General features: G+C 59.8%; 12 protein-coding genes. 6 read left to right on the forward strand and 6 right to left on the reverse strand.

From position 1 onward, the window contains the following. Nucleotides 1-117: 117 nt before the first annotated feature. The 3 genes from K9857_RS16775 to K9857_RS16785 all read right to left on the reverse strand — a co-directional run bounded on the left by K9857_RS16775 (nucleotide 118) and on the right by K9857_RS16785 (nucleotide 1,782). Nucleotides 118-735 carry an FKBP-type peptidyl-prolyl cis-trans isomerase gene (locus tag K9857_RS16775; RefSeq protein WP_224537585.1) on the reverse strand — a complete coding sequence of 206 codons (618 nt, stop codon included), beginning with the start codon at nucleotides 733-735 and terminating at the stop codon, nucleotides 118-120. 121 nt (nucleotides 736-856) lie between these two features. Next, nucleotides 857-1,165 (reverse strand): DUF6482 family protein, encoded by a 309-nt coding sequence (locus K9857_RS16780; RefSeq protein WP_224537587.1) that lies wholly within the window; start codon nucleotides 1,163-1,165, stop codon nucleotides 857-859. Nucleotides 1,166-1,293: 128 nt separating this feature from the next. Then, a complete protein-coding gene (locus K9857_RS16785) occupies nucleotides 1,294-1,782 on the reverse strand; it encodes a TIGR00645 family protein (protein ID WP_224537589.1) in 489 nt (162 codons plus the stop codon). Nucleotides 1,783-1,941: 159 nt separating this feature from the next. Here K9857_RS16785 and K9857_RS16790 point away from each other — a divergent pair, with 159 nt between their 5' ends. Further along, nucleotides 1,942-3,771, forward strand: coding sequence for a hypothetical protein (locus tag K9857_RS16790; RefSeq protein WP_224537590.1), 1,830 nt, complete (start codon nucleotides 1,942-1,944; stop codon nucleotides 3,769-3,771). 34 nt (nucleotides 3,772-3,805) lie between these two features. Here the strand turns inward: K9857_RS16790 and K9857_RS16795 are convergent, their stop codons facing one another. Then, entirely contained in the window at nucleotides 3,806-4,129 is a 324-nt protein-coding gene (locus tag K9857_RS16795) for a hypothetical protein (protein WP_224537592.1), read from the reverse strand. Here K9857_RS16795 and K9857_RS16800 point away from each other — a divergent pair. Continuing rightward, the gene (locus K9857_RS16800) at nucleotides 4,128-4,316 is read left to right on the forward strand and encodes a hypothetical protein (RefSeq protein WP_224537593.1); all 189 of its coding nucleotides are present in this window, start codon (nucleotides 4,128-4,130) and stop codon (nucleotides 4,314-4,316) included. The two genes, K9857_RS16795 and K9857_RS16800, sit on opposite strands and share 2 nt — an antisense overlap. 123 nt (nucleotides 4,317-4,439) lie before the next feature. Here K9857_RS16800 and K9857_RS16805 read toward each other — a convergent pair whose 3' ends face one another. Then, nucleotides 4,440-6,878, reverse strand: coding sequence for a Lon protease family protein (locus K9857_RS16805; protein ID WP_224537595.1), 2,439 nt, complete (start codon nucleotides 6,876-6,878; stop codon nucleotides 4,440-4,442). Nucleotides 6,879-7,155: 277 nt separating this feature from the next. On the opposite strand from K9857_RS16805, the gene K9857_RS16810 reads away from it, so the two are divergent. The 4 genes from K9857_RS16810 (at nucleotide 7,156) to K9857_RS16825 (ending at nucleotide 10,706) form a co-directional block, all read left to right on the forward strand. Further along, on the forward strand, nucleotides 7,156-7,644 hold the full coding sequence (locus K9857_RS16810) for a DUF3015 domain-containing protein (protein WP_224537597.1): 489 nt from the start codon (nucleotides 7,156-7,158) through the stop codon (nucleotides 7,642-7,644). A gap of 93 nt (nucleotides 7,645-7,737) precedes the next feature. Continuing rightward, a complete protein-coding gene (locus K9857_RS16815; protein ID WP_224537599.1) occupies nucleotides 7,738-9,591 on the forward strand; it encodes a DUF4105 domain-containing protein in 1,854 nt (617 codons plus the stop codon). Between the two features lie 193 nt (nucleotides 9,592-9,784). Further along, entirely contained in the window at nucleotides 9,785-10,141 is a 357-nt protein-coding gene (locus tag K9857_RS16820; protein WP_224537601.1) for a hypothetical protein, read from the forward strand. A gap of 70 nt (nucleotides 10,142-10,211) precedes the next feature. Next, on the forward strand, nucleotides 10,212-10,706 hold the full coding sequence (locus tag K9857_RS16825) for a GreA/GreB family elongation factor (RefSeq protein ID WP_224537602.1): 495 nt from the start codon (nucleotides 10,212-10,214) through the stop codon (nucleotides 10,704-10,706). On the opposite strand, the gene gdhA is transcribed toward K9857_RS16825, so the two are convergent. Beyond that, the gene (gene gdhA, locus K9857_RS16830) at nucleotides 10,703-12,040 is read right to left on the reverse strand and encodes an NADP-specific glutamate dehydrogenase (protein ID WP_224537604.1); all 1,338 of its coding nucleotides are present in this window, start codon (nucleotides 12,038-12,040) and stop codon (nucleotides 10,703-10,705) included. The genes K9857_RS16825 and gdhA overlap by 4 nt on opposite strands. Between the last annotated feature and the right edge of the window lie 236 nt (nucleotides 12,041-12,276).

Here is a 12,276-nt window from a genome sequence, read left to right on the forward strand (position 1 = left end):
GCGAGCTTGCTCGCGATGGTGGCTCAGACAACGCGGGCTTTCAGCAAGCCCGCGTTTTCGTTGAAGTCCATCGCGAGCAAGCTCGGCTCCTACAGGTAAATCAGTAATCGGCGAGGATTACAGAACGTCCAGCAGCTCGACGTCGAACACCAGTACGCTGTGCGGCGGGATGCTGCCAACGCCTTGAGCGCCGTAAGCCAGTTCGCTCGGCACGTACAGGCGCCATTTGCTGCCGGCATTCATCAGTTGCAGGGCTTCGGTCCAGCCGGCGATCACGCCGCCAACCGGGAATTCTGCAGGCTGGCCGCGCTCGTAGGAGCTGTCGAACACAGTGCCGTCGATCAGGGTGCCATGGTAGTGGGTACGCACGCTGTCTTCACGGGTCGGCTTCGCGCCTTCACCGGCGGTCAGAACTTCGAACTGCAGGCCAGAAGCCAGAGTAGTGATGCCGTCACGCTTGGCGTTTTCAGCCAGGAAGGCCAAACCTTCGCCAGCGGCTGCTTCAGCCTTGGCTGCAGCTTCGGCCTGCATGATTTCGCGGATCACCTTGAAGCTGGCGGACATCGCTTCCTGGTCAACACGGCTAGGCTGGCCGGCGAATGCGTCGGTCAGACCGGCCAGGATCGCGTCCAGGCTCACGCCCGGTGGCGGGTTGTCGCGCAGTTGGTCGCCCAGCTGACGGCCAATGCCGTAGCTGACGCGGGTTTCGTCGGTGGACAGATTTACTTCGGACATGACACTGCTCCGCTGTGCGAACGCCCGGATCGTGCCGTGCATGCACAGCGCGTCCCGAAGCGCCCGGAACCAAAAAGGGTCAGCAGACTAGCACAGATGCCATGGTGTTGATCAGAGGCCGTCAGCGCTGCGACGTGGAGCGCTGCTCGATCGGCACCTTCAGGATTTCATCGATACCACCCATCCCGCACATCTCGTCATGAACCAGGTGGTGCACCAGATTGAAGTTCAGCTTTGGGAAGGAGCGCAGCACATCACGGGCATGCTCCACCGAACGCAGATGCATCATGTGACCGTGGGCATCGTTCAGCGGGTAGGCGGCGCCGTGCATCCGCGCCTCCATCAGGTAGATACCGCCTTCCAGGGAAATCAGGTTGAGCTCATCGAGCTTCCCGGCGACGGCATAGGCATTCAGCTCTTGCAGGTTCATGAACGCACCTCGTGCAATGGCGAGTCATCACACTTACAGGCATATGCCTCGGCGCATCAAAGTACAACCCACCCGCATGACCGCCCGTCTGTTTCCCGTCATTGATGGGAAACAGACGGGCTATGCGATCAGTGCTTGGTCACTTTGTCCAGGTAACCCATGGCGAATGCCGACACGACGAACGTCATGTGGATGATCACGTACCACATCAGGTGCTCGGGATCGACGTTCTTGGCGTCCATGAAGATTCGCAGCAGGTGGATCGAGGAAATCGCCACGATCGACGCCGCCACTTTCATCTTCAGGGAAGACGAGTCCATGGTGCCGAGCCAGTTGAGCTTTTCCTTGGAGTCGTCGATGTCCAGTTGGGAAACGAAGTTTTCGTAACCGGAAATCATCACCATCACCAGCAAGCCACCTACCAGCGCCATGTCGATCAACGACAGCAGCACCAGGATCAGGTCCGATTCGGCCATCGAAAAGACATTGGGGATGACGTGAAAGACTTCCTGGAAGAATTTCAGTGCCAGGGCCAGCAGTCCGAGAGACAGGCCGAAGTAGATCGGCGCCAGCAGCCAGCGGGAGGCATACATTGCGTTTTCGATAAAGCGTTCCATTGAATCTCACACAAGGTCTGAAAATGGCCGCGAGTATAACAGCCGCCCGTTACACCCAGAAACCGTTGGGAAATCCGCCACCTGCGTGTGTATGTCGAAATTTTTCTGCTAGTGTCCAAACCATTGACAGTTCAGTGCCATCGGACAGGAAGACTGGAAATGGATGTGCGTTTACCTTTGACCAGTGTCGCGATCCTTCTGGCGCTAGCGCTGAGCGGCTGCTCGCCCGACGAGGAGAAACACGAGGTCAGCCTTGAGGAAAAGACTGCGCAGTTCGAAAAATCCCTCGATGCCATCACCGACCCCAAGCTCAAGGACGCCGTGGCCGAACTCGGTGGCTCGCTGTTGCTGCTGGAACGGGCGCAGCTCAAGCTCGACACCAAGCCTGTAGTGACCGAATATGGTGAAGACGCCCTCGCCGTGCTCAAGCACTACCCCACGCCCCAGGCCCTGGTCGACACCTACATCAACGGCCTGTTCGTGCTGCACAAGGACTCCAGCTCCGATTACCTGACCGATCTGCAGCCGGTGTTTCCCTTCAACTTCAGCATTCCAGCCACCTTCCTTTTCCCCCACGGCCTGGAATGGCAGTCGGTGACCCTGAGCAACAAAAGGGTGATCGCCTTTCAGCCGGAATGGTCGGAAACCGATCCCGGCATCCAGTTGAGCCCGTCCAGCTCGAACCTGACCAACCCCGATGACCTGACCGTGACCTACCCGTTCATCGAGGGTCTGGACGTCGACATCAAGAACCAGCCGCAACCGGTCAGCCTGCAAGGCAAGGTGGAAGTCATCGCGCCACGCAGGCTCTACAGCTTCGACCTGAGCAAAAAGGACGTCGGCCAGACCCGTACCAACGACAACCTCAGCGTCACCCTGGTGAAGCTCGGCAATAACTACGCGGAAATAGAGTTCAGCAACACCGCGCCGCAGGCCCCTGAGGTCGGCGATACGCCCCTGAACCCACTGATCGTCCAGGCGCGTGACGGCACAGGGCAATTTCTTTCCCGCTCCGGCTCGATCAACGAGACCGCCGCGCAGGTGACGTTCTATCAGAGCCAGCTGGCAAAAATGCAGCAGCAAAAGGGCTGGAGCGAAGCGTTCGAAAAGCAGATCAATGAGGAACAGCGCGCCTTCGAGAAGCAACAGACCCGCCATTACTCCAAGGTGTACTTCAACGGGGCGATCGACACCCTCGAAGTCAGCCTGCTGGATTTCTCCACGGTCACCGTCACCCGCAAGGACCTGAACCTGCCGGTGCGGCGCTTCGATCGCCACACCACACAGAAATCCATTCAACCTCTGGATCTGCCAGTGCTGGTATATGACGACCAGGCGCCGAGCTGGCTCAAGGGCGCGACGCTGACTGAGGATCAACTCAAGAGCAATGTCAGCATCAGCCAGTCGGTGGATGATCCGAGCGCGGCACGCATCGAGTTCAGCCACCTAAGAACCTTCAATGACGAACTGCTCGGCACGTCCTTCAACCCCGGTGAAAGCCCGGTGAGTTTCTTCACCGAGAACAGCAAAGGCAAACTCGACGAGCCTATTGAATTGCCTGCGGAGGCTTATGAGGTCGACCCGCTGCGCGGCACCATTACTTACGACTTGAACCTGTTCCCGGAAACCCCGGCCTACGCCGTGGGCTCCATCCCGCTGTTTCTCGCCACGGTCGACAAGCAAACCGTCGACGCCAACAAACTGCCAAAGGGTCTGGAGCTCAAGGGCAATGCGCTGGTGGTGGATCTGAAGGAATTTCCGGAAACGGACTGGCGTTTTTACGCCAAGGACGACAGCGGTCACTACCTGAAGGAAATACTTGCGGTCAACCATGACGCCAGTACAGAAGGCCCGTCGCTATTTGCCGTGCACTATTTCTACGGGCAACCCACGCGCCTGGAAACCTACCAACGAACTGACCTCGCCACCGTGCAATACGGCTACGAGGTCAAACTCGACAAGGCGGACATGACCAAACTGGTCGAATAACGTCGTCAATGCTCTGGCCGTAGCTATAGACCATCTATGGACCGCCCAGGCTGCGGCCACGTCCCCCGTTGATTTCCCGTAGCTGGGCTTGCAGGTGCAGACACCAGATCTGCGGGTCGTCGGCCAACTCATATCCGTGCAGGGTCAGGCTTTCAACAATGGTATCGAGGATGGATTCAGCCACGAACGGACCATGGAACGGGCCCTGGGCTTTGATGGCTGAAGGTTGTTCACCGGCCATCCCGGCGGCGAAGAGCAAGGTCCACATGCCGTTATCGCCGGCCAAGGGTTTGATGGCGCATTCGATACGGGTCACGAGACCCAGGCATTGACGGGTGAGGCAGAGGTTGCGCGACATGGCGGCGACCCTCGGTAAATCCGGTATTCAGCCTCCATGGGAAGCTGTTTCATTCCTGATTACTGTCTCTATCCTTGAGCAGAGAATAGAAGAAAAGTTCGGGATGCAGGCTTTTCGACACCAGAAGGCGCCGAGCGGTCATTGTGTGAATATTGACGCCAGAGTGATGGCACTTTCTCGGTTTTGACTGGCTAAAAAATGTGGGAGCGGGCTTGCTCGCGAAGGCGGTCTGCCAGTCGATATTTGTGCTGACTGACACTACGCATTCGCGAGCAAGCCCGCTCCCACAGTTGGAGGGTGTTGATTCAGATCAGGCGGGTTTGGCCTCGGCCAGCGCTTCGACCGCCATTTCTTTCTCGGCTTCTTTCAGGTCGTCCTCACTGATCATTTCGGCGATGACCCGCAGACGCTCCACCACCCGCGCGTTGACGCTGCCTTCCGGGAACTCGCCGTTCTCGTCCGGCTCGCCCGCAGGCTCGCCGACCAGCAGGCTCAGGGCCTCGTCCGCCTGGCGCACCGCATAGACGTGGAACTGCCCCGCGCGCACCGCTGCCAGCACTTTCTCGTCGAGCATCAGCGTGGCGACGTTGGCCTGCGGAATGATCGCGCCCTGCTCGCCCGTCAGACCGCGGGCTTCGCAGAGACGGAAGAAGCCTTCGATCTTCTCGTTGACCCCACCCACCGCCTGCACTTCGCCGAACTGGTTGATCGAGCCGGTGATGGCAAAGCACTGCTTGAGTGGCGTTTTCGACAGCGCCGAAATCAGCGTGCACGCCTCGCCGAGAGAAGCACTGTCGCCGTCCACGTAACCGTAAGACTGTTCCAGGGCGATACTCGCCGAGATCGCCAGCGGGAATTCCTGGGCATAACGACTGCCCAGATACCCGGTGAGAATCATCACGCCCTTGGAGTGAATCGGCTGGCCGAGGTTGACCTCACGTTCGATGTCGACGATACCGCTGCCGCCCGGATACACCGTTGCGGAAATCCGCGCCGGCACGCCGAAGGCCGAGTCACCAACCTCCAGCACCGTCAGACCGTTGCACTTGCCGACCGCCGCGCCTGCGGTATCGATCAGGATGATCCCCGCCAGCATGTCGTCGAGAATCCGCGCCGAGACGCGCCCGGTGCGGGTCGCCTTGGCCTTGAGCGCACGCTCGATGTGACCGGCGTCGGTCATCTCGTCCCCGGCCAGATGGCGAATGAAATCCGCTTCGCTAACCAGCTGGAACAGATCGCCGATACGCGCCGACAATCGCCCCTGATGCTCGGCCAGACGCGCGCTGTAGGTCGCCAGACGCGCCACCGCATCGGCGGTGAGCGGCGCCATGCCTTCCTCGGAGGTTCGGGTTTTCAGCAACTGGGCGAACTGCTCCAGGCTTTCGTCGACCATCGGGATGTCTTCATCGAAATCCACCAGTACGCGGAACATTTCCTGGAAGTCCGGATCCAGGTCCTGCAGCGTGTAGTAGAGCGAGCGGGCGCCGATGATGATGACTTTGACCGCCAGCGGAATGTGCTGCGGCGTCAGGGTGACGGTGGCGAAACGGCCCATTTCGCTCAGCGGCGATTCCATCTTCAGCTTGCGCGATTGCAGGGCGCGTTTCAGCGCGTCCCACACGAACGGCTCGCCGAGCATTTTTTCCGCTTCAAGGATCAGGAAACCGCCGTTGGCCCGGTGCAACGCACCCGGGCGCAGCTGGCGGTAAGTGGTGTACAGCGCGCCCTGGTCGGTGCTGTATTCGATGCGACCGAACAGGTTTTCGTAGGTCGGGTGCGGTTCGAACACCACCGGCGCACCACCGCTGACGGAGTGACCGACCACCAGACTCGGCGCGTATTGCTCCTCCAGCATCTTGCGGGCGACAGCGTCAGTCTTGCTGTCGTCCACCAGTTGCTCGACCACGGTCTTGAGCAGGTAAACCTGCATCGCTTGCAGATAACCGCAAACCGCAGCGTTCTCGGCGTACTTTTCCGACAGCGGCGCGAGCAACGGCTGCAAGGCCAGGGTGATGGTTTCTTCGTTGAGGTGGCGCAGCTGATTGCTCGACTCGCGCTTCCATTGCGGCAGACTGGCGAGCTCCTCGTTCAGGCGCTCTTCCAGATCGGAAATATCCTCGTGGAAACGCTCGCGCTCGGCTTCCGGCAGCTGGGCGAATTCCGCCTCGTCCAGGGCCTTGCCTTCAAGCATCGGAGTGAACGCGATGTTGCTGCTGTCTCGGTAGAGCGCAACGTCTTTTTCCAGGGCCAGACGTTCGATCACGTCCAGCGCCTTGTCGTAGCGCTGGTTGAATGCGCGGTCGATGGCGCTTTTTTTCTGCTGGTAGGACGGGTGTTCGAACACCGCCGGGAAAGTGGCCAGCAGGTTGTCGATCAAACCGTTGATGTCACCGATGAACGCACCGGCGGTACCCGATGGCAGCTCCAGCGCTCGCGGCTCGCGCGGCTCATCGAAGTTATTGACGTAGACCCAGTCCGCCGGGGTCTGCAGGCGCTTGCCTTCGGCTTTCAGGTAGCGTTTGACGAACGAAAACCGGCCGGTGCCGGGTTCGCCCATGACGAATACGTTGTAACCGGGGCGTGGCATGGCCACACCGAACTGCAAGGCTTCGACCGCGCGTTCCTGGCCGAGCACACCGCGAAAAGGCTCCAGATCGTTGGTGGTAGAGAAGCTGAACTGTTCAGCGGAAAACGGACGGGTCAGCGCTTCGGGCGCTAGACGCAAGCTGGCAGCAACAGGATCAGGCATCGGGCTTCCTTACATCAGGCGGGGCAGATAGCGGCATTCTGGCGCTGCCTGTGCCGAACTGGCAAGGAGCGCCTCAGGCCAAAGCATAGACAAGAGCAAACCCCGGCACCGAGGTGCGCCAAATCACAGTTTTGAACCAGGTTTTTTTGCAAAAAATTACGGAACCCCGCGATCGTGCCTAAACTCCAAACTGCGCGGCTGGAGTTATAACCGGCCCGACTGGAGCCGTTAGCCGGCCCAGACCCCTAATTGGTATGCACATTAAGAGAACAAAGCTATGAAACGGATTCTTCTCGGTACTCTCTTCACCGCTGTATCCATCAACGCCATGGCACAAGCGCCAGGCGGCCCGGATTGTGGTTGGGGCAACATGCTGTTCGAAGGTCAGCGTGGCACTCCGGCTCACTTTTTGGCATCCACCACCAACGGCACTTCCGGTAACGCAACCTTCGGCATGACCTCGGGCACCAACGGTTGCTCCACCAACGCGTCGCTGACCTATGGCGGCAAATCCTGGTTTGCCATGAATGGCATGATGAACGAGCTGTCCGAAGACATGGCAAAAGGCAACGGCGAAGCGCTGACGACCTATGCCGTGGTCCTGGGCGTTGCGCCGGAAGATCGCGCGCACTTCGCCGCCGTCACTCACGAGCACTTCCAGCAGATCTTCAGCAAGGCGGATGTGACCGCCGAAGACGTGCATACCAACACCATGGCCGTTCTGAAGAGCGACCCTCGTCTGGCCAAGTACGCCACGCAGGCTTAAGCTCGGCCCTGCCCCGCTTCTTTCGGGAAGCGGGTTTTATTTTTTGGACCTGCCCCTCCTTGGGTCTTTTTCTCACGTACTAAGTTGCCACCTATGCTCAAACGCCTCGCCTGGCTGGCGCTCTGTGTCTGCGCCCCGCTATCCGCCGCGCCACACATCGATAATCAACGTTTGCAGCAATTGGCCAACGACCCCTTCTGGATTTCCCTGGGCCATTACGAAACTGCCAAGCTCGGCGGCTGGCGCAGCTATGTCAGCGACAAGAAGTTCTTCCTGGCGCCTGATGGCAATTCACACCCGGACCGCGAACTCGCCGCCACCGTGAAGGCGCTGTATGCCCCGGCCAGTGCCGGTGAGCAGCACGCCCAATGCGTCTACCCGGCACGTACCCGATGGCTGAAAGACCAGCTCAATCTCAAAGATCTGCCGACGCTGGACTGCGCCGAATTCAAGGAGTGGTTCAAGGACGTTTCGCCTCACAGCGCGGTGATGATTTTCCCGGCGGCCTACCTCAACAGCCCGTCGTCGATGTTCGGCCACACTCTGCTGCGTATCGACCAGGCCGATGTGCAGAGCGACAAGACCTCGCTGCTCAGCTACGCGATCAATTTCGGCGCCTATATCGAAGGCTCGGACAACAGCATCCTGTACGCCTGGAAGGGCTTGATGGGCGGGTATCCGGGGCTGTTCGCGCTGGTGCCGTACCAGGAAAAACTTTCGGAATACCGCAGTCTGGAAAACCGCGACTTGTGGGAGTACCGATTGAACCTGACCCAGGCCGAAACCGCGCGCATGGTCGAGCACGTCTGGGAGTTGAAGCAGATCCAGTTCGACTACTTCTTCTTCGACGAAAACTGCTCCTATCGCCTGCTGGAACTGCTGCAGGTGGCGCGCCCGAGCCTGCGTCTGACCGAACAATTCCCGCTGACCGCCATTCCCACCGACACCGTCAAGGCGGTGAAAGAAGCCGGGCTGGTGGAGTCGATTCAGTACCGTCCTTCCCGCGAACGGGAGTTGCTGGCCCGTGCCGAGCCTTTGAGCGATGAAGAACAACAGTGGGTGTTGAAGGTCAGCGCCGATCAGAAACAGCTGCAAACCGCGCAATTCAAGGCGCAACCCCGGGACCGCCAGGCGCTGATCATCGATGCGGCCTATCGGCTTGAACGCTATCGCGCCAATGGCCAGGAACGTGACCCGGCGCGGGCGCAACGCAGTTTCGAACTGCTGCGGGCGATCAACCAGAACCCGGCGCCGGAACTGGAAATCCCTCAGCCCGGCTTGCCCGAGGACGGCCACGAATCACGCACCTGGCAGGCCGGCATCGGCACCCGGGGCGACCGGGCTTTCGGCGAATACGGCCTGCGCATGGCGTATCACGATCTCAACGACAATTCCGAGAGTTTTCCCCTCGGCGCGCAGATCGAAATCCTCCAGCTGAAATTGCGTCAGTACGAAGGCAATGAGTGGCAGGTGCAGCAACTGGATCTGGCGACCATTCGTTCGCTGACCCCGCGCAACGAGCTGCTGCAACCGCTGTCGTGGCAGGTCACCGGCGGCCTGGAGCGAGTGCCGGGCAAGCATGACGACGAGAATCTGGTCAGCCACGTCAATGGCGGTGGCGGCGGTACCTGGCAATTGGCCGACGATATGCTGGGTTTCGCTCTGGGCACCGTGCGTGTGGAACACAACAACGATTTCGCCGAGTTCGTATCACCTGCGGCGGGCTTCAACACAGGGGTGCTGTGGAAAAATCCGTTGGGCAACTTCAGCCTGGAAACCAAAGGTGATTTTTTCACCAATGGCGAAGTGCGTCGCAGCGTGAGCCTGAATCAGCAATGGGAGTTGTCGCGCAACCTCGGACTGCGTCTGAGCGCCCAGCGCGAGTTCAGTCATCTGGCCTCGCCCGAGAATGAAGTGATGCTTGAGGTGAAGTGGTATCACTATTGAAAACCGTAGGAGCGAGGCTTGCCCGCGAAGGCGGTGTCTCAGGCGACATCAATGTTGGATGTGCTGGCCTCTTCGCGGGCAAGCCTCGCTCCTACGGTGAAGGCTGCGATCTTTTGATCTTTCTTTCACGCCGCACTGACGAACCCGGACCTAGACTTTCCCTGTAGGCCGTTTAACGGTCCGGGAGCCCGAGATGTTGCGTTGTGCAGGTGTGATTGGTTTGTTGCTGTTGATTGCGGGTTGCCAGACAACCCACGAAGATCTGATCGCCAGGGGTTATCCGCCGGCGTTCGCCGATGGTTTCGATGACGGCTGCAGCAGTGGCCGCCAAGCCGCGGGGGCCATCACCGGCGAGTTTCGCAAGAACGTGCCGCGCTATCTGAAAGACAACAACTACGCCGAAGGCTGGAGCGATGGTTTCCGACAATGCCAGGCCATGCGCGAGAGCCAGGACCGTCAGGACTATTACAACAGCCATGGCAACGAGCGCGACAAAGCCTGGCAACAGCAAAAGGACCAGGACGCCGCGCGGGCCTATCACTCGCCATAGGTCGCTAATAGACAATCAGTGAAACCAAAAGCCTGCAACCATGGCCCAAACCCTATAACGGGAGGAAACCATGAGTCGCGCCTTCGTCAATGAGGATAATGCCGCCGCGCAAGCCGATCAGCCGGTCGAACGACAGGTCAGCGCGCAGCCCAATTACGTCACGCCCGCAGGCCTTGGCCAGTTGCAGGACAAGGTGGCCGAGTTGCAGGCAATGCATGCTCAGCAGTCGGCGCTGGGCGATCAGGCCGACAAGCAGATGCTGGTCAATCTTGAGCGGGATCTGCGCTATTTCCTTCAGCGCCTGCAAAGCGCTCAGGTCGTGCCCCCTGCGACTTCAACCAGCAAAGTCCAGATCGGCAGTTGGGTCACCTATGCCGATGAGCACGGCACCGAACGCCGCGTGCAACTGGTCGGTGAAGACCAAGCCGCGGCTGCTCAGGGTCTGATCAACTGGGGCTCACCTCTGGGACGGGCGCTGCTCGGGGCACAACTCAACGATGAGGTGCTCTGGCAGCGCCCGGCCGGCGATCAGTTGATCGAGGTCATCCGCATCGAGCCGACTTAGACCACGCCCTGAGCGAGCATCGCTTCGGCAACCTTGACGAAGCCGGCGATGTTCGCGCCCTTGACGTAGTTGACCTTGCCGTTTTCCTCGCCGTAATGCACGCAAGCGTGGTGGATCGACTGCATGATCGCGTGCAGCTTGCTGTCCACTTCACCGCCGGTCCACAGCAGACGCATGGCGTTCTGCGACATCTCCAGCCCGCTCACGGCCACGCCACCGGCGTTGGACGCCTTGCCCGGAGCGAACAGGGTGCCCGCCTCGATGAACAGGTCCACCGCGTCGAGCGTGGTCGGCATGTTCGCGCCTTCGGCCACGCAGACGCAGCCGTTGCGCAGCAAAGTGCGAGCGGCCTCGGCGTCCAGTTCGTTCTGGGTGGCGCATGGCAATGCGATGTCGCAACGCAGCCCCCACGGATGCTGACCGGCGAGGAACTCCAGACCGAAGCGAGCGGCCAGCTCGCGGATACGCCCGCGCTGGACGTTCTTCAACTCCAGCACCGCCTGCCACTGCTCTTCAGTCAAACCGCTTTCGCAATACAGGGTGCCTTCGGAGTCGGACAGCGAAATCACCTTGCCACCCAGATCCATCACCTTGCGCGCCGCGTATTGCGCGACGTTGCCGGAACCGGAAATCGCCACGCGCTTGCCTTCGACGGTTTCACCGCGACGCTTGAGCATTTCCTCGGCAAAGTACACGCAACCAAAACCGGTCGCCTCAGGACGAATCAGGCTGCCGCCGTAGCTCGGGCCCTTGCCGGTCAGCACGCTGGTGAACTGGTTGCTCAGGCGCTTGTACTGGCCGAACAGGAAACCGATCTCGCGTGCGCCGACACCGATATCACCGGCCGGCACGTCCACGTCGGCACCGATGTGACGGTACAGCTCGCTCATGAAGGCCTGGCAGAAACGCATGACTTCCGCGTCGCTCTTGCCCTTCGGATCGAAGTCCGAACCGCCCTTGCCGCCGCCCATGGGCAGCGAGGTCAGCGAGTTCTTGAAGGTCTGTTCGAAGGCGAGGAACTTCAGCACGCCGAGGTTCACCGAAGGATGGAAGCGCAGACCGCCCTTGTACGGACCGATGGCGCTGTTCATCTGCACGCGGAAACCGCGGTTGACCTGCACTTTGCCGTGATCGTCGACCCAGGACACGCGGAAGGTGATCGCCCGCTCCGGCTCGCAGATGCGCTCCAGGATGCCCGAGGTCAGGTAGTGCGGGTTGGCCTCCAGAAACGGCCACAGACTGCGCAGAACTTCTTCAACGGCCTGATGGAATTCAGGCTGGTCAGGGTCGCGTTGCTTGAGGCGGGCGAGGAAGGATTCGACGGATTCGATCATGGAAAAGTCTCGGCAAATTTATTGTCGTTGGAAAATTTGAGCCGGACTTTAACAAAGGATTCACGCACTGGAACAGCGCAGAATGTCGCATTGATGAAATTAAATGGTGCAATGGATATAAATTGAGTTGGTTTTTCGGTGGTTTTTGCACCAGAAAAGGGATTCGCAATTCGGGTTTTGCACCATCAAGTAGATCGCCTTCGCGGGCAAGCCTCGCTCCTACAGGTCACCCATTC

This window comes from Pseudomonas sp. REP124, from assembly GCF_020164475.1.
Taxonomy (GTDB): Bacteria; Pseudomonadota; Gammaproteobacteria; order Pseudomonadales; family Pseudomonadaceae; genus Aquipseudomonas.